Annotated in this window: 16 protein-coding genes; 11 read left to right on the top strand and 5 right to left on the bottom strand. The window is 36.8% G+C overall.

The genetic code is table 11. From position 1 onward, the window contains the following. Positions 1-261: 261 nt before the first annotated feature. Positions 262-849 carry a peptidylprolyl isomerase gene (locus ACIQ1H_RS16050; protein WP_173479754.1) on the top strand — a complete coding sequence of 196 codons (588 nt, stop codon included), beginning with the start codon at positions 262-264 and terminating at the stop codon, positions 847-849. A 24-nt stretch (positions 850-873) separates the two neighbouring features. Next, complete coding sequence (locus tag ACIQ1H_RS16045; protein ID WP_173479753.1) at positions 874-1,086, top strand: hypothetical protein; 213 nt, start codon at positions 874-876, stop codon at positions 1,084-1,086. 72 nt (positions 1,087-1,158) lie between these two features. On the opposite strand, the gene ACIQ1H_RS16040 is transcribed toward ACIQ1H_RS16045, so the two are convergent. Next, entirely contained in the window at positions 1,159-2,343 is a 1,185-nt protein-coding gene (locus ACIQ1H_RS16040; protein WP_402890054.1) for a MalY/PatB family protein, read from the bottom strand. Positions 2,344-2,416: 73 nt separating this feature from the next. Here ACIQ1H_RS16040 and ACIQ1H_RS16035 point away from each other — a divergent pair, with 73 nt between their 5' ends. Beyond that, complete coding sequence (locus ACIQ1H_RS16035; RefSeq protein WP_173479751.1) at positions 2,417-2,677, top strand: DUF1871 family protein; 261 nt, start codon at positions 2,417-2,419, stop codon at positions 2,675-2,677. 116 nt (positions 2,678-2,793) lie between these two features. On the opposite strand, the gene ACIQ1H_RS16030 is transcribed toward ACIQ1H_RS16035, so the two are convergent. Beyond that, positions 2,794-4,128, bottom strand: a complete 1,335-nt coding sequence (locus tag ACIQ1H_RS16030) for a sodium-dependent transporter (protein WP_402890051.1) — start codon at positions 4,126-4,128, stop codon at positions 2,794-2,796. Between the two features lie 265 nt (positions 4,129-4,393). On the opposite strand from ACIQ1H_RS16030, the gene ACIQ1H_RS16025 reads away from it, so the two are divergent. The 3 genes from ACIQ1H_RS16025 (at position 4,394) to yugI (ending at position 7,044) form a co-directional block, all read left to right on the top strand. Beyond that, positions 4,394-4,942 carry an RNA polymerase sigma factor gene (locus ACIQ1H_RS16025; protein WP_402890050.1) on the top strand — a complete coding sequence of 183 codons (549 nt, stop codon included), beginning with the start codon at positions 4,394-4,396 and terminating at the stop codon, positions 4,940-4,942. After that, positions 4,935-6,578, top strand: coding sequence for a hypothetical protein (locus ACIQ1H_RS16020; protein WP_402890048.1), 1,644 nt, complete (start codon positions 4,935-4,937; stop codon positions 6,576-6,578). The genes ACIQ1H_RS16025 and ACIQ1H_RS16020 overlap by 8 nt, the downstream gene beginning before the upstream one ends. Before the next feature lie 88 nt (positions 6,579-6,666). After that, complete coding sequence (gene yugI / locus ACIQ1H_RS16015) at positions 6,667-7,044, top strand: S1 domain-containing post-transcriptional regulator GSP13 (protein ID WP_173479747.1); 378 nt, start codon at positions 6,667-6,669, stop codon at positions 7,042-7,044. 56 nt (positions 7,045-7,100) lie between these two features. Here yugI and ACIQ1H_RS16010 read toward each other — a convergent pair whose 3' ends face one another. Further along, on the bottom strand, positions 7,101-8,408 hold the full coding sequence (locus ACIQ1H_RS16010) for an AAA-type ATPase lid domain-containing protein (RefSeq protein WP_173479746.1): 1,308 nt from the start codon (positions 8,406-8,408) through the stop codon (positions 7,101-7,103). Between the two features lie 148 nt (positions 8,409-8,556). On the opposite strand from ACIQ1H_RS16010, the gene pruA reads away from it, so the two are divergent. The 4 genes from pruA to ACIQ1H_RS15990 all read left to right on the top strand — a co-directional run bounded on the left by pruA (position 8,557) and on the right by ACIQ1H_RS15990 (position 14,292). After that, entirely contained in the window at positions 8,557-10,101 is a 1,545-nt protein-coding gene (gene pruA, locus ACIQ1H_RS16005) for an L-glutamate gamma-semialdehyde dehydrogenase (protein ID WP_401012590.1), read from the top strand. Positions 10,102-10,330: 229 nt separating this feature from the next. After that, a complete protein-coding gene (locus tag ACIQ1H_RS16000) occupies positions 10,331-11,524 on the top strand; it encodes an ornithine--oxo-acid transaminase (RefSeq protein ID WP_173479744.1) in 1,194 nt (397 codons plus the stop codon). An 83-nt stretch (positions 11,525-11,607) separates the two neighbouring features. Next, positions 11,608-12,852: a Glu/Leu/Phe/Val family dehydrogenase gene (locus tag ACIQ1H_RS15995; protein WP_173479743.1), complete on the top strand. Its 1,245-nt coding sequence runs from the start codon at positions 11,608-11,610 to the stop codon at positions 12,850-12,852. Positions 12,853-13,128: 276 nt separating this feature from the next. Continuing rightward, complete coding sequence (locus tag ACIQ1H_RS15990) at positions 13,129-14,292, top strand: iron-containing alcohol dehydrogenase (RefSeq protein ID WP_402890045.1); 1,164 nt, start codon at positions 13,129-13,131, stop codon at positions 14,290-14,292. A gap of 40 nt (positions 14,293-14,332) precedes the next feature. Here the strand turns inward: ACIQ1H_RS15990 and ACIQ1H_RS15985 are convergent, their stop codons facing one another. Next, a complete protein-coding gene (locus tag ACIQ1H_RS15985; RefSeq protein ID WP_402890043.1) occupies positions 14,333-15,325 on the bottom strand; it encodes a cation diffusion facilitator family transporter in 993 nt (330 codons plus the stop codon). 15 nt (positions 15,326-15,340) lie between these two features. Continuing rightward, the gene (locus tag ACIQ1H_RS15980; RefSeq protein WP_402890042.1) at positions 15,341-16,063 is read right to left on the bottom strand and encodes an MgtC/SapB family protein; all 723 of its coding nucleotides are present in this window, start codon (positions 16,061-16,063) and stop codon (positions 15,341-15,343) included. Positions 16,064-16,195: 132 nt separating this feature from the next. Between ACIQ1H_RS15980 and ACIQ1H_RS15975 the strand changes: the two genes are divergently transcribed. Beyond that, positions 16,196-17,095, top strand: coding sequence for a DMT family transporter (locus tag ACIQ1H_RS15975; RefSeq protein ID WP_402890040.1), 900 nt, complete (start codon positions 16,196-16,198; stop codon positions 17,093-17,095). The last annotated feature ends 306 nt before the right edge of the window (positions 17,096-17,401 follow it).

The following is a 17,401-nucleotide window of genomic DNA, read 5'->3' as shown; positions in this document are numbered from 1 at the left end:
AATACAAAACTATAAAAATAAATGACAGCGGTAGTCTGTTTCTTCATCCATTATTTTGGGTTATACTACCATAGGTACCAAACAGAAGTTTCACTGTTATCGCAAATATAATGGATTGAACGATTGTAAAATTACAAAATTCGTCAATACTTAGATGGAGAAAACAGCTAGGAAGTATGTTAGACTAATATGAGGTCAGAAATGATCTAGGATGATCATTTTCATTGAAACTGAAATTTTACATTTAAAGGAGAGACTCCAATGTTTCCACAATTAACAACAGAAGTACAAGAAGGCGAAGTACTAGTAGAAATGAAAACAACTTTAGGTGCTTTAAAAATTAAACTATTTCCAAAACAAGCACCAAAAACTGTTGAAAATTTCTTAGGTCATGCAAAATCAGGTTATTACGATGGCATCATTTTCCACCGTGTTATTCAAGATTTCATGATTCAAGGCGGTGACCCTACTGGTACAGGTATGGGCGGTGAGTCAATTTGGGGTAACTCATTTGAAGATGAGTTTTCTGATGAATTATTTAACCTACGTGGTGCACTTTCAATGGCAAACGCTGGTCCAAACACAAATGGTTCACAATTCTTTATCGTACAAATGAAACACCTGCCAAGCGATATGCTACGCCAACTTCAAGGTGCTGGTTTCCCAGAAGAAATTATTGAGGCATATGCTAAAAACGGTGGGACACCATGGTTAGACCATAAACACTCTGTGTTCGGTCATGTTGTAGAAGGTATGGATATCGTTGATAAAATTGCTGATGTAGCAAAAGATAACCGCGATAAACCGCTTGAAGATGTTAAAATTGAGTCAATTACAGTTTTTGAATAATAATTGTAAGGACGTGTAGAAAATATGGAACATTTAATGTATCAATTTTTATATTTCCCTGAAGATAAAACAGCTTATATTCCAGCAGCTTTCGAATTTTTAATCATGCTTATTTTATGTATAGGCGTATTTATGATTTTCCGTAAAATCTCTAAAAAGCAGGAATTAAAGTCTAAGGAAATCGAAACACGTATTTTAGCTGAACGAAATAGCACTAACAATCAACAAAACGTATAAAAAAAGCACTCTGCGAAAGAGTGCTTTTTTTTATGTGCACAACTACAATTAAGTGACTGGCACTTTAAAGATTCAGAATTGTTTGAGTGACTGGCACGCAAGCTTAAAGCGTGCGACTGCATCTTTTACAGTATCAAATGAGCACGCCACGTTCATACGTAGGAAGCCACGGCCTTCTTCACCATATTTTGAACCTGGTTCTAATGCAAGTTTTCCAACTTCAAGCAGTTGCTTCATTAATTCTTTTTCATCGATGCCTAATTGACGACAATCAATCCACAGCAAGTATGTGCCTTGAGGCTTTGCAATGTGTATGCCAGGTAATTGCGTTAACTCGCTAATGACATAATCCATATTATTGGAAATGTAAGGAAGTAACTCTTCTAGCCATGGTAATCCTTCAGTGTAAGCGGCTAGCAGGGCAATAGGAGCAAAGCTGTTTAATGAGCCTTGACCACTAGCCATATTAACTGCCTCTAATAGAAGGCGTTTTTTCTTATCTGTAGCAATAATATAAGACACTTGGATGCCTGCAAGGTTAAATGTTTTTGTCGGTGCCATACATGTAATTACACGATCGATTTCATCACCTGCAATTTTTGCAAGCGGAGTATGCTTGGCACCATCTAACATTAAATCTGCGTGGATTTCATCTGAAATAATTAGAACGTCATACTTTGCACAAAGACGAATAATCTCTTTTAGTGTGGCTTCATCCCATACATAACCACCTGGATTATGTGGGTTACACAATATGTAAGCTTTAATATCTTGGGCAAGTGTTTGTTCGAATGCCTCAAAATCATAGACAAACATACCGTCTTGTTCTACTAACGGACAAGTTACGACCTCACGACCATTGCTTTTTGGGATATTAAAAAATGGCGGATAGACAGGTGTTGAAATAAGTACCTTATCACCTACATTAGTCAATGCCGTTAGAATATTTGCTAATGCTGATACAACCCCGTGGCTAAAAGAAATGAATTCTTTTTCGATGTGCCAATTATATCGATTGTATTGCCAGTCTACTATCGACTGTTTTACTTCCTCACATACAAAGCCATAACCGAAAATGGCACCCTCCGCATGTTTTTGTAAAGCCTTTGAAACAGCTGTTGGTGGAGCAAAGTCCATGTCTGCTATCCACATTGGTAATATTTCTGTCGTATCGTTTAGGCCATAAATTTTCTCCATTGCGTCCCATTTTACTGAGTTAGTATAGCGACGATTTAAAGTTTGATCGAAAATAGACAAGCAAATCACTCTTTTCTTTTTTTTTTACTATGGTATCATACCTATTAAGATTAAAGGATAATAGGTGAGTATTTTGGAAAATATAAAAATGAATCGAGCAGCCGTACATCTGCTAGCGGAGTGGGATCCTTTCCACATCGGAGCTGAGCATTATGATACAGAGACAGCAGATGTTGTTGCAGCATTACAAAGTATTGATGACCCCTCAGCACTTGCAAAGGTCATTCAAGAAACTTACGAGCACTCGTTTGAGCAATGGATTCCAATTGAAGATTGTGTTGCCATTTCATACAAACTAATTGCCATTAAGTTTGAAGCAAAATGCATTATTTAATCGACATATAGTGTTTTTTTATTGGAAATAGCTTGTAGGCTAGCATTTATGCGATTTACCAGCTACTTCCTTATAAAAGTGAGGTTGTCTTTACAATAGTAGACAACCTCATTTTCTTATTTAAATAACGGCAAAATGCCTTGGATGAAAATAAGAAAAATCGCAATAGGTGATACATAGCGAATTAACAAGTACCAAATGTTAAACATAAGGCTTGATGAAGCAAGCTCTTTACGGGAAATATCTTTTGTATAGTAATAGCCTGCAAAAATAGAAATAAGTAATGCACCAATTGGCATACCTACGCTATTTGTAAGGAAGTCTACAAAATCAAAAATTGAACGATCTAATAGTTGTACGTCAGAAAGAATGCCGAAAGATAGAGCACTTGGAATACCGAAGCCGAAAATAATAATACCGCCAATCCATGCAATTTTTTTACGCTTCTCTGGCTTGTCTCCTATAGCAATAGCTACTACAATTTCTAACATTGAAATTGAGGATGTCACTGTAGCAAACAATAAGAGAATAAAGAAAATTGTTAGGAAAAGACCGCCAAGTGGCAATTGTTCAAAAACCGCAGGCAAAATAATAAAAACAAGTCCTGGTCCTTGGTCAGGTGTATAGCCTAGCGCGAATACCGCTGGGAAAATAACTAAACCTGCAAGTAGCGAAATTATTATATTCATTGAAGCTACATTGATAGCAGAGTTGCCAATCTTCTCGGTTTTTGGGAGGTAGGATGCGTACGTAATCATCACAGCAATACCGACACTTAATGAGAAGAATGCTTGTCCAAGTGCTTTCAAAAATGTTTCAGCATTTAAGTAAGACCAGTCAGGGACAAACATAAATTTTACGCCTTGCATTGCACCGTCAAGTGTTAAGGAACGGATAACTAACACAATGAAAAAAATGAATAATAATGGCATCATCCATGTACTAGCCTTCTCAATCCCACCTTTAATGCCTCCTGATACAATGGCGATTGTTAAAAGTAAAAATAACCCTTGTACAAGAATCGCTTCAAATGGGCTGGAGATGATATTGTTAAATAAATCAGCGTAATTGCCGTCATTACTTGATAATTGAAAAGTCAAGGAACGCCCTAAATAACTTAAAATCCAACCGCCCACTACGCTATAGAAGGATAGTATTAAACCAGCAATGAGCATGCCGCCCCATCCTATTAAGTACCATGGTTTTCCTGGCGCTTGTTCTTTGAATGACGTAACAGCATCCTTTTGCCCACGACGGCCAATCATAAATTCTGCGATTAACACTGGCAAACCGATGAAAAATGTACATAAAATAAACAATAAAATAAATACACTCCCACCGTTCGTTCCCGCCATATAAGGGAATTTCCAAATAGCCCCCAATCCAATGGCACTTCCAGCAGCAGCTAAAATAAATCCAATTTTTGATGTGAATTGATCTCGAGATGACACAAAAATAAAGCCTCCTTATACTAAAGTTCTATTTTACCGTAAAAACTTTATAACACAAGGCAAATTTCTGAAAATTGATTATAGATACTTTTTTTCTAACCACGTCCAAAAGGGAAGTTAAAGTTTTCGTGTAAAAGTGTCATTTTAACTGAACAAAAGCTGATGCAATCAGTTTTATTAGCGTAAACTATGTTCTAGCATCAATTCGGTCAAAATGTAACAATTAGGAAGAATGGGTCGTTACATAAAAAAGGAGGGATAACGAGTGAATGAGTCCGAATTAATCGAACGAGCACAACAAGGAGATAAAGATGCCTATATTGAACTAATTCGCATCCATCAGCGAACAGTTGAAAAATTTGCCTATCAATGTGGCGTACATAGCAGTGATTTAGCGGATGTTGCACAAGAAGTTTTTGTAAAACTATACCGCTTTTTACATCAATTTAAGCAGGATCGATTTACGACATGGCTTTATAAAGTGACACTCAATGCTACGCGTGACTACTATCGTAAGGAGCAACGTGAGCAGGCTAAGGAGGAGCTGTTAAATGCTCAGCGACAAAATTATAGTCCTTCGGCTGAAAAGCACGTATTAAATTTTGAGGAAGATCGATTATTACACCAGATTATTCAAGCACTTGATGAAAAATATCGCTATCCACTTGTATTGTTCTACTTTCATGAGTTGAAATACGAGGAAATTGCAGAGGTGCTTGGGATTTCTTTGTCGGCGGTCAAAGTACGAATTTTACGCGCAAAGGAAAAACTAAAAGTCTCTTTGACACAGGAGGGGAGTGTTGAAAATGGATGACAAACAATTTGATAAACGCATGGCATTATTGAAAAAATCTTACGACCGAATGGAACAACAATTAAATCCAGCAGATGTTTTCAAGCAAATCGAAGAAGAAGAAGCACTCGCAAAGCAAACGATTGCCACTCAAAAGAAGCCCTCCCCAAAATGGCAAAAGCCAGCAGTCTGGCTAGCGAGTATTGCAAGCGTATTGTTAGTTGGTCTGTTAGTGACGCTCTATACAATGAAACAGCAAGAAAATACTCAAACGGAAGTGCCGCAAAGTATTCCCGTAAAAGAGGCTGAAGAGGAAGATGCAGCCGACTATATAACGAAAAAATATAATAGTCGAAAAGAGGACATTAGAAGAGAATTAAAAGTTTCGAAAGATGAACTGCAAGCATTTGAATTTATTCAAACAGCAGATACAATGTTGGATTTTTATATAGCAAATAACTTACACTCGTCCTCAAGTGATAGTGCACAGAATGTTGAAGAATACGTCTTATACTATTTAATGACTCCTAAAAGGGCTATAGAGACGATTAAATCATATGAAAATTTAACTTTTGACGAATCGTATGAAGTTTATAATCAATACGTTATTTCTGTTGAAGAGTTGGAGAATTTTTATAGTAAGCTACTAGAACCGTATAAATCTCTACTGAAGAAAGCTGATGAAAAGCAATATCCATCAGATTTAAAAGCAATTATTGAAGCTGCTAACAATCAATATATGGAGCTGAAAATGGATGATAAAGGCTCGTTTTATTTTAAAGCGAACCCTATTGATGGGGAATTTGCACCAGCCTATATCAATCAATTACATCCTGATGTTTTTGGGTATTTTGAATATTTAAAAATGGGCTATTTATTATTAGTTGATGATTTACGCTATTCACGAGAAGAAACAGCAAAATCGCTTAAAGTAATGGAACGTACGTTATTAGCGGATGTCAATGCGGGTTCTCCCAACTACAAGTTATTACAAGAAACCTTTAAAAATACGTGGGTGGCTCTATTGCAAGGCACTAAACAATATCCTGCCTTAGCGGAAGATGGGCAACCTGATAAGAAATATTTAACGTTTTTACAAGAAGTGGCTGCAGGTAAGTATGGTGAGGTCATGAAACGGACATCTGCCAATATTTCAGAGGAATTCCAACAAACGAATCATTCTGAAACATTATCACAACTCGCATCTTATGATATATGGACAATACTTTTACAGACACGGGAAGAAACAGCAGGTTATATTAACGATAGTGATTTTAGTATTGTTGATATGAGTGATGCTCGTATTGAGCAAATTAAGGGAATATATGAGCAATACAAGCAAAATAATGATGTAGCTATATTAAATCAACTTCGCCCAATAAATATTGCTGCGCTTTACTTATATGCCATAACTATTGGTGATGAATCATTGCAAAATACCTTATTAATGCCAAATTCCGAATTGAATATAAGTTTGTTGTTACAAACGATGAAAGATTTAAACATATTTAGTCAGCTAGGTGAGTACGATGGGATTTATCCAATTGTAGCTGCTCGTGTTGCTGTCAATAAACAAGATCAGTACGGGAGGCAATTTCTTATAAAATTTTCAAAACAAGAGGGAGGCTATTATCGTATAACGGAGATCATTGATTAGTGGGACGATTTTTTGCTCCAGATATTGACGTATGTTATAATTTAACGTGATATATACGTAGCAAACATATAGAAAGTGGGCAAAGGTTATGGCAAAAAAATATGAATTAGGAGACGTATTGACCGGAAAAGTTACAGGTATTCAACCGTACGGTGCGTTTGTAGCACTTGATGACGATACACAAGGGCTCGTGCATATTTCTGAAATTACGTACGGCTTTGTAAAAGACGTCAGTGAGTTTTTATCAGTAGGGCAAGAGGTCGAAGTGAAGGTACTTGAAATCGATGAAGCGGCCGAAAAAATTAGTTTATCGATCCGTGCCTTACAAGAACGCCCAGTAGCAATAAGAAAAAAAGACGCAACACCACGGAAATCATTACAGGATCGTGTAGATGAATCCGATGCAAATGGCTTTAATTCCCTAAAAGATAAACTACAGGACTGGATCGAACAGTCAGGACATTAAAAAACGAGGATGCTTCCATGAGAAGGCATCCTCGTTTTTTATAAACAGTATTAGGATTAATCCTTTTTCATCTTCCGTATGCGATACTGCAAGTTTTGGCGACTCATGCCAAGTGCACCAGCAGCCTTTGTTATGTTACCTTCATATAGATTTAAGACATTTTGCACATAATAGGATTCGGCTTCTCGTAAATAAGCATCGAGCGGCATGACATCATTTTGCTGTTGGAACATGAAAAATTCAGGTTCGCGTTCAGAAGTATCCTGGCTTTGCACTTTAAAACGAAAATGAACTGGGAGTAAATCGAATGTAACAGTTGTTTCAGTTGTCATAAATGACACAATTTCATCAAGTAATAATTCGAGTTCTTTTAGATTGCCAGGCCAATCGTATTGTAAGAATAATGCTTGTACATCAGGTGCTAGTTCTTTTACGTTTGATGCAAAGCGCTCACGATGGCGACTAAAGTAATCATCTACAAACGGTAAAATATCTTCTTTTCGGTCTGTTAAATTAGGAATGGTGATAGACATGGTTGCAAAGAAATAATATAAAGATTTTGAAAGCTTTTTCTCCGCTATCAACGTAATCGGATCACTGCCGACACTACCAATCAGCATATATTTTGATTGTGGAAGCGACTGTAATAGTTCGAGTAATTGCTCCTGAATGGGGAGGCTTAAAAAATCAATGCGTTCAAAGAAAAATGTATATGCTTTATCATCCTGCAAAAGCTCTTCCATTTTATCAAGCACTGATTTTGCTGAACGTCGACTAAACAGTGTAACGAAAGCTTCAGGATCAGACGAAGCGGCATGATGAATACTTTCTGCAACTAAATCTTTTCCAGTCCCAGACTCTCCGATGAGCAATATAGGTAATTTTACTGCGGCAGCTTTTTTAGCATTTACAATCACTTGTTGCATCGTCTCTGAAACAGCGGTAATCATATCAAAAGTTAAAGGCTCACCATATCGACGGAGCGGCTGATACACTAATTTTTCTAAAGATGTTATATCACGTGCAAATTCTATAGCACCGATTAGTTGATTGTTTTTAAAAAGTGGAAAAGTATCGTTAATCGTTGTAATTTCATGACCATTTTTATTCCAATAGGTTTGTTTCACATTCATTTCTTGTAAGCCTGTTTGTAATACCCGCATCAAAGTACTTTCATGTTGACGGAAGGAAAACAACTCAATAATTGAACGATCTGCTAATTCATCAAAATGAAATCCTTCAATTTCTTTCATTTTTGAATTATAGATAATTGTTTTACCTGTTTCGTCAATCGCATGTATACCAACGGATACATTAGTTGCAATAAACTCATAAAAGGGTAATAAGGGTTCAGAATTTTTCATAAAATGTGCACCTCAAAAATTTTTTACTTGAAATATGCAACGAAATTTTGCATTATAATAAGTGTAAGAATATTTTATACGCAAAAATATTTTGCGTCAATGTTTTTTGCACACTAAATATTTACAGCTCACAAAAGGAGGATATAGTATGATTCCATACAAACACGAACCATTTACAGATTTTTCTCAAGAGGCAAACTACAACGCTTATTTAGAGGCATTAAATAAAGTTGAAGGTTATTTAGGTCAAGACTATCCACTAATCATTGGCGGAGAACGTATTACAACAGAAGATAAAATTGTTTCATATAATCCAGCAAAGAAAACAGAAGTAATCGGTCGCGTTTCAAAAGCAAGCAGAGAATTAGCTGAAAAAGCGATGCAAGCAGCAGATGAAACATTTAAAACTTGGAAAAAAGTAGACCCAGCTATTCGTGCTGACGTGTTATTTAAAGCAGCAGCAATTATCCGTCGCCGCAAACATGAATTCTCAGCACTATTAACAAAAGAAGCTGGTAAACCTTGGAATGAAGCAGATGCTGATACAGCAGAAGCAATTGACTTCCTTGAATACTATGGTCGACAAATGTTACGTATTAAAGACGGCCAACCAGTAGAAAGCCGTCCAGGCGAATACAACCGTTACGATTATATTCCATTAGGTATTGGTATTGTTATTTCACCATGGAACTTCCCATTCGCTATTATGGCTGGTACGACAGTTGCAGCTTTAGTAACAGGAAACACAGTATTATTAAAGCCAGCTTCAACAACACCAGTTGTTGCTTATAAATTTATTGAAGTTTTAGAAGAAGCGGGACTACCTGCAGGTGCAGTTAACTATGTACCAGGTTCAGGTGCAGAAGTTGGGGATTACTTAGTAGATCATCCAAAAACACGCTTCATCAGCTTCACAGGTTCTCGTGATGTAGGCTTACGTATTAACCAACGTGCTGCAACACATAACGATGGTCAAATTTGGATTAAACGTGTTATCGCTGAAATGGGCGGTAAAGATACAATCGTAGTTGATAAAGAAGCAGACTTAGAATTAGCTGCACAATCAATCGTAAAATCAGCTTTCGGTTTCTCAGGTCAAAAATGTTCAGCATGTTCTCGTGCCGTTATTGTAGAAGATGTATATGATACAGTTGTTAACCGTGTAGCGGAGCTTACAAATGCGTTAACAGTTGGTGACCCAGCTGACAACAGCAACTTCATGGCGACAGTTATTGACCAAGCAGCATTTAATAAAATTACTGAATACATTGAAATTGGGAAAGGTGAAGGACGCCTTGTAGCAGGTGGTACAGCTGATGATTCAGTTGGTTACTTCGTCAACCCAACAGTATTCGCAGACGTAGACCGTTCTGCTCGTATTATGAAAGAAGAAATCTTCGGACCAGTTGTGGCAATTGCGAAAGCAAAAGATTTCGATGAAGCAATCGAAATTGCAAACGACACAGAGTACGGCTTAACAGGTGCGGTTATTACAAACAATCGTATGAACTTAGAAAAAGCTCGTGAAGATTTCCATGTTGGTAACTTATACTTCAACCGTGGTTGTACTGGTGCTATCGTTGGTTACCAACCATTTGGTGGCTTCAACATGTCAGGTACTGACTCAAAAGCTGGTGGCCCAGACTACCTACAACTTCATATGCAAGCAAAAACAACTTCAGAAATGCTTTAATTTTTACTGATTTGAGTGGCATAAAACCACATGTTCAAAGATGGATTGTTTAAATAAGAAGAAAGAGCTAGCAAAGCCTCGTAGATTGTAATACCTACGAGGCGTGCAGCTTCATTAAATAGCAGACGAATTTTCATGTTGTTTCTATTAAATAGCTCCTTTATTAAAACTGTTAAACAGACCAATCTTTTTAGATTTTCATTTTAAGTTAGTAGGGAGAGAATGCTATATGACAAAATCACAACAAGTTATTGAACAAACACAAAATTACGGTGCTGCAAACTATCATCCACTGCCAATCGTTATTGCAGAGGCTGAAGGTGCTTGGGTTAAAGATCCAGAAGGAAACAAATACTTAGATATGTTATCAGCATATTCGGCAGTGAATCAGGGGCATCGCCATCCGAAAATTATTGCTGCATTAAAAGAACAAGCTGATAAAGTAACTTTAACTTCTCGTGCATTTTATAGTGAAAACTTAGGTGAATGGTATGAGTTAGTAGGTAAATTAACAAATAAACAAATGGTTTTACCTATGAATACAGGTGCAGAAGCTGTAGAAACTGCATTTAAAGCTGCTCGTCGTTGGGCTTATGATGTAAAAGGCGTAGAAGAAGGTAAAGCAGAACTAATCGCTTGTAACGGAAACTTCCACGGACGTACGATGCTAGCAGTATCTTTATCATCTGATGAAGAATACCGTCGTGGCTTCGGACCAATGTTACCAAATATCAAACTTGTTGATTATGGTAATTTAGAAGCGTTAAAAGCTGCAATTACACCAAATACAGCTGCATTTTTAATTGAGCCAATTCAAGGTGAAGCTGGTATTGTTATTCCACCAGAAGGCTTCTTAAAAGCTGCACGTGAATTATGCCGTGAAAATAATGTTTTATTTATTGCGGATGAAATTCAAGCTGGTTTAGCGCGTACAGGTAAAATGTTTGCATGTGATTGGGAAGAAGTAGAACCTGATATGTACATCCTAGGTAAAGCATTAGGTGGCGGTGTATTCCCTATTTCTTGTGTAGCTGCTAATCGTGAAATTTTAGGTGTCTTCAATCCTGGTTCTCACGGTTCAACTTTCGGAGGAAATCCATTAGCATGTGCGGTTTCTATCGCATCTATTAAAGTTTTATTAGATGAAAAATTAGCAGAGCGCTCACAAGAACTTGGTGAATATTTCAAAGGTAAACTACGTGAAATTAACAACCCAGTGATTAAAGATGTTCGTGGTCGTGGTTTATTCATCGGTATGGAATTAACAGAAGCTGCTCGTCCATATTGTGAAAAACTAAAAGAATTAGGTTTATTATGTAAAGAAACACATGATACTGTAATTCGTTTTGCTCCACCACTAGTTATTTCTCAAGAAGATTTAGATTGGTCTATTGCTCAAATTGAAAAAGTATTTAAACTTTAACAAAATGTTCACATTTTAATTAAGAAGTGTGTTACAATGATGCCGATATACAATCATTAAAAAAAACAAAGAGGCGATTTAAAATGTCTGAAAACTTAAATCTGTTCACATCAACTCAAGATGTTATTCAAGAAGCTCTTAATAAACTAGGCTATGACGAAGCAATGTATGAACTACTAAAAGAACCGCTTCGTATGCTACAAGTCCGCATTCCAGTTAAAATGGATGATGGAACTACAAAAGTATTTACTGGTTACCGTGCACAACATAATGATGCAGTAGGACCAACTAAAGGTGGAGTACGTTTCCATCCAGCTGTATCCGAAGAGGAAGTTAAAGCGCTTTCAATGTGGATGACATTGAAATGTGGAATTGTAGATCTACCGTATGGCGGAGGTAAAGGCGGTGTCATCTGTGACCCACGTCAAATGTCTATGGGTGAAATCGAACGTCTAAGCCGTGGTTATGTTCGTGCGGTTAGTCAAATCGTTGGACCAACAAAAGATATTCCTGCTCCAGACGTATTTACGAATGCACAAATTATGGCATGGATGATGGATGAATACAGTCGTATGGACGAATTCAACTCTCCAGGTTTCATTACTGGTAAGCCACTAGTTCTTGGTGGTTCTCAAGGTCGTGATCGTGCAACTGCTCAAGGTGTAACAATCGTTATCGAAGAGGCTGCGAAAAAACGTGGTATCGACATTAAAGGTGCTCGTGTTGTAATCCAAGGTTTTGGTAATGCAGGTAGCTTCTTAGCTAAATTCATGAATGATTTAGGTGCCAAAGTTATTGGTATTTCTGATGCTTACGGTGCACTTCATGATCCTGAAGGTTTAGATATCGACTACTTATTAGATCGTCGTGATAGCTTCGGAACAGTAACAACTTTATTTGAAAACACAATTTCAAATAAAGATCTTTTAGAGCTTGATTGTGATATTTTAGTTCCAGCTGCAATTGAAAACCAAATTACTGCAGATAATGCGCATAATATTAAAGCAAACATTGTCGTTGAAGCAGCAAATGGCCCAACAACTTCAGAGGCGACTAAAATTTTAACAGAGCGTGGCATTTTACTTGTACCAGACGTATTAGCATCTGCTGGTGGTGTTACAGTTTCTTACTTCGAATGGGTACAAAATAACCAAGGTTATTACTGGACTGAGGAAGAAGTAGAAGAACGCCTTTACAAAAAAATGGTTGATGCATTTGAAAATGTTTATACAACTGCGACTACACGTAACATCAATATGCGCTTAGCTGCATATATGGTTGGTGTGCGCCGTACTGCAGAAGCATCTCGCTTCCGTGGTTGGGTTTAATCAATAGATATTTACAAAGACATTCCTAATTAGGGATGTCTTTTTTATGTAAAAGCTTAAATGCCGTTAATTTGAGCTATAGGGCGCTTTCGCTCAGCACAACGTAAGCCGTCACCTCGCTGTCGCATACAAGTTGTTTGTGCAGACGAAGTGGATTTTCCTTTAGTATGCATCGAAATTGTGTGAGTGCCTGTCACCCATTGCATTTTTTGGTTTTAAATCTTTGCTTTCTGCATTGTAATTATGAGAAAATCCAACTAGAAAGGGGCGAATTTAATGGATTCATTTACATTTTTTAACCCAGTAAAATTACACTTTGGTGAAGATGCGCTGGAAAAATTACCGAAAGAGTTAGCGCAGTATGGAAGTAAGGTGCTAATGGTTTACGGTGGAGGTAGTATCAAGAGTAATGGTGTATACAATGCTGTTATTGAGAAGCTACAACAAGCAGATAAAACAGTATTTGAATTAAGTGGGGTAGAGCCTAATCCGCGAGTAGAAACGGCGCGAATTGGTATTGATATTTGTAAAAAAGAAGGTATTGATCTTGTGCTTGCTGTTGGTGGCGGCTCTGTCATTGACTGTTCTAAATTAATTGTTGCTGGTGCTAAATATGATGGCGACGCATGGGATATTGTTAAACGAAAAGTATTAGTTCAAGATGCCTTGCCACTTGGAACAGTTTTAACATTAGCCGCTACAGGCTCTGAAATGAATTCAGGCTCTGTTATTACAAATGCAGCAACAGAAGAAAAGTTAGGTTGGGGTAGCCCTGCTGCGTTCCCTAAATTTTCGATTTTAAATCCAGCATACACAGTGTCAGTACCGAAAAATCATACAGTTTACGGTATGGTCGATATGATGTCCCATGTTTTGGAGCAATATTTCCACAACACGACGAATACGCCTGTGACTGATGAAATGTGTGAGGGTGTTTTACGAACTGTTGTGACGACAGCACCTAAATTACTAAAAGATTTAGAAGATATTGCATTACGTGAAACGATTTTGCTAGCTGGGACGATTGGTTTAAATGGTTTCTTATCAATTGGCTCACGCGGAGATTGGGCATCCCATAATATTGAGCATGCGGTATCAGCAATTTACGATATACCTCATGCTGGTGGTTTAGCCATTTTACAACCTCATTGGATGAGATTAAATGTGCCTGTAAACCCAGAACGTTTTGCAGGTTTAGCCATTCGTGTTTTCGGTGTAGATGCGACAGGAAAAACGGCAGAAGAAATTGCTTATGAGGGAATTGATCGTTTGTCAGCATTTTGGACTTCTTTAGATGCGCCAAACCGTTTAGCTGATTATAATATTGATGATTCGAAATTCGATCAAATTATTGAGCATGCAATGCAAAACGGACCTTTTGGTAACTTTAATAAGCTACAAGAAGACGATGTTCGTACAATTTTACAAAACGCATTATAAAAATAAAGCCAATTGCCAGTATAGGCAATTGGCTTTACTGTTATTGTTTTTTATAGGCAATTGAAGGTCTTTCACCGACGTGTACCCAGTTAACTTTACCATCATCTTCATCAAATAAAATAGCTACTTTTGAGACGCCTTTTTGACTTAAAATTACTTCTGTTAAATGATCGCGGACATCATCTAGAAAGGCAAGTGATAAATTTGCATCTGCCTCAGCGACTAATTCAACGTGTAAAAATTCGCCTTCTTTTACAACCTCTAAGCGGAAAATATCTTTAATATTAGGATCATCCATTACGAGATGGGCGATATGATTGAGCATTTCTTCATCTGTTTCACCAATTACCCCGCGAGCGTTATCTAAGAAAACCTTTCCGACTACATAAAACATCATACAGCCGATAATAATTGAAACAAGTCCTTCGATTCTCGTCCAACCTGTAAAATGGGCAATTAAGATAGCGACAAAGGCTAAAACATTACCACCTGTTGCTACTAAATCTTCCATAAAAACTAATTTTGTAGCAGGCTTGGCACGGTTTAAAAAACCAAATGCTTTTGGAATAGACATCATACCAGCTTTTTCTTGTCCTGCTTCGTGAAGTACTTCGACTGCCGCTTTGGCAAGAACAGTTCCTTCTAATACAATCCCGATAAATAAAACACCAAGTGCAATCAGCATTCCTTTTGATTCACCAGAAGGATGCATAAAATGATGCCAGCCTTCTTTTATCGTCTCGTAAGAAAGAATAGCTACAATTATAACGGCAAACAGGCAAACTAGATTGACGATTCGACCAAAGCCCCCAGGGAATTTTTTTGTAGGAGCTTTTTTAGATAACGCTGAACCAATATATACGAATAGTTGGTTTGCTGCATCTCCAAGTGAGTGCATCATTTCGGCAAACATAGCGACATTGCCTGTGAAAAAGAAGGCAATTCCTTTTATGATACCTAAAAATGCGTTGACACATGCAGCCATTAATGAAGGCTTATTACCTTCCTTGAGTAGTTTTAATATTTCTGTCATTAAAGAATCCTCCAGCTAGTTTAAAATTTCCATCTCAATTTTTTCGATATAAGGTAAGGTACGTAATGAACGATAAAACGACAGTAAGTTATCTGAGACAATCAACGATAAACGGAAATCTAATTCGTGTAACACTTGATTATTACCTAAAGGAATGTCTTTTATACGAATGTTTTCAATTACAATATTGCTGTCCTTTAAAAATAGAAGGAATGATTCCGTGTTACTATCATCATCAATTTGAACTTTTAACGAAACTTCTCGCATACGAATTCTTTTTGGTCCAATCTTCATAAGAAATGGAGACAATACTTCAATACCGAACACAATAATAATTACAGCTAAAGTAGCATCCATATAGAAGCCTGCACCAACAGCAATTCCGATACCAGCAGCTCCCCAAATCATAGCAGCGGTAGTTAAACCCGAAATGCTATCATTACCGCGTCTTAATATGACTCCCGCTCCAAGAAACCCAATGCCACTTACTATTTGGGCTGCCAGACGAAGAGGGTCCATCGTTATATTAATGTCTGTTCTTGGAGGTGTTGAGTATGCGGTCTCAATCGAGATAATTGTAAGTAAGCAGCTGAATGTTGCAATAACTAAACTGGTTTTTAATCCAACAGGTTTCTTTTTTAATTCCCTCTCAATGCCGATTACTAAACTTAATGTGGCTGCAATAACTAATTTTATGCCAACTTCATATGTAATCATATTCTCCAATAATGTTTCCAAACGCACCCCTCCATTTATATTTCGTATTGCTAAGAGATATGCAAGCTGTCATTATTATATGTACATTACTTTTTTGTATTGTACATCATGAAAGTAATGATGTATAAGCTTTTTTTCTGGAGGTCGATTTCAATGAATGAACCAAAGATTCATCCGTATATCCCAATTTTTATTGGCGTTATATCAGTATCTTTATCAGCCATTTTTGTAAAATTAGCAAATGCGGAGTCGGGTGTTATTGCTTTTTATCGTATGTTGTTTTCTGTCATAATCATGGCACCGTTATTTTTCATGAAATATACGAAAGAATTAAAGCACTTATCTAAGAGGGATTGGCTTTTTTCTTCAATTGCTGGAGTATTTTTAGCATTTCACTTTATTTTGTGGTTTGAATCACTAAATTACACATCTGTTGCAAGTTCAACTGTGCTTGTGACACTTCAGCCACTTTTTGCGTTTGTCGGTACATACTTTTTCTTTAAAGAAGCTATTACTTTAAAAACCATTCTAGCTGGAGCAATTGCCATCGTTGGTAGTGTATTAATTAGCTGGGGTGATTTTAAGCTTAGTGGCTCTGCTTTCTATGGAGATATGCTTGCATTAATTGCTTGCGCACTTATTACAACCTATCTTTTATTTGGACAGGATGTACGAAAACGACTTTCACTTGTAACTTATACAATGATTGTTTACGTAGTGAGCACAATTACATTGTTTTTCTATGTACTAATAAAAGGGGAATCATTCGGTCCTTATTCTTCGATGGACTGGACGTGGTTTATTTTATTAGCCATTGTTCCTAATTTATTAGGTCATACTTTATTTAATTGGTCTATTAAATATGTTAGTACGAATGTGGTTTCAATTGCTATTTTATTCGAGCCAATTGGAGCAGCTATTTTAGCTCTTATTATTTTCAAAGAGTATTTAATCGCAACACAGATTGTTGGTGGATTAGTTGTAATAGTAGGGATTCTATTGTTTGTAGTGGACGATAAAAAGATTTTAAAGTTTTTTAAGAAAAAGGCTTGATTTTTATATTGCTATATTATATATTATTACTTGTCCTTAACAAGAAGTACGGCTTGAAAATAACGATTTGAAAAAAGTTGTTGACTTCTTGTTGAAAACAAGTTATATTAAAAAAGTCGCTAAAAACAAGCGAATGCAAAATGAACCTTGAAAACTGAACAAGCAAAACGTAATCAATATAGTTTTTAGTAGCTAACTTCGTTAGTGAACGAAACAAAATTTTGGACATCAAAATTGATGCCAGCAAAACAATTTGAGCTAATCAAATTTCTTTTATGGAGAGTTTGATCCTGGCTCAGGACGAAC

It is taken from the genome of Lysinibacillus sp. NPDC097279 (assembly GCF_044761745.1).
Classification (GTDB): domain Bacteria; phylum Bacillota; class Bacilli; order Bacillales_A; family Planococcaceae; genus Lysinibacillus.
Note: the sequence above shows the minus strand (reverse complement) of the source record. Positions and strands in the feature narration are given on the sequence as shown.

Bases quoted from the DNA above. Each gene is read 5' to 3' on its own strand.
- ACIQ1H_RS15985 (WP_402890043.1), bottom strand. From the start codon at position 15,325: ATGACAGAAATATTAAAACTACTCAAGGAAGGTAATAAGCCTTCATTA.
- ACIQ1H_RS16050 (WP_173479754.1), top strand. From the start codon at position 262: ATGTTTCCACAATTAACAACAGAAGTACAAGAAGGCGAAGTACTAGTA.
- ACIQ1H_RS15990 (WP_402890045.1), top strand. From the start codon at position 13,129: ATGGATTCATTTACATTTTTTAACCCAGTAAAATTACACTTTGGTGAA.
- ACIQ1H_RS16045 (WP_173479753.1), top strand. From the start codon at position 874: ATGGAACATTTAATGTATCAATTTTTATATTTCCCTGAAGATAAAACA.
- ACIQ1H_RS16020 (WP_402890048.1), top strand. From the start codon at position 4,935: ATGGATGACAAACAATTTGATAAACGCATGGCATTATTGAAAAAATCT.
- pruA (WP_401012590.1), top strand. From the start codon at position 8,557: ATGATTCCATACAAACACGAACCATTTACAGATTTTTCTCAAGAGGCA.
- ACIQ1H_RS16010 (WP_173479746.1), bottom strand. From the start codon at position 8,408: ATGAAAAATTCTGAACCCTTATTACCCTTTTATGAGTTTATTGCAACT.
- ACIQ1H_RS16000 (WP_173479744.1), top strand. From the start codon at position 10,331: ATGACAAAATCACAACAAGTTATTGAACAAACACAAAATTACGGTGCT.
- yugI (WP_173479747.1), top strand. From the start codon at position 6,667: ATGGCAAAAAAATATGAATTAGGAGACGTATTGACCGGAAAAGTTACA.
- ACIQ1H_RS15995 (WP_173479743.1), top strand. From the start codon at position 11,608: ATGTCTGAAAACTTAAATCTGTTCACATCAACTCAAGATGTTATTCAA.
- ACIQ1H_RS15975 (WP_402890040.1), top strand. From the start codon at position 16,196: ATGAATGAACCAAAGATTCATCCGTATATCCCAATTTTTATTGGCGTT.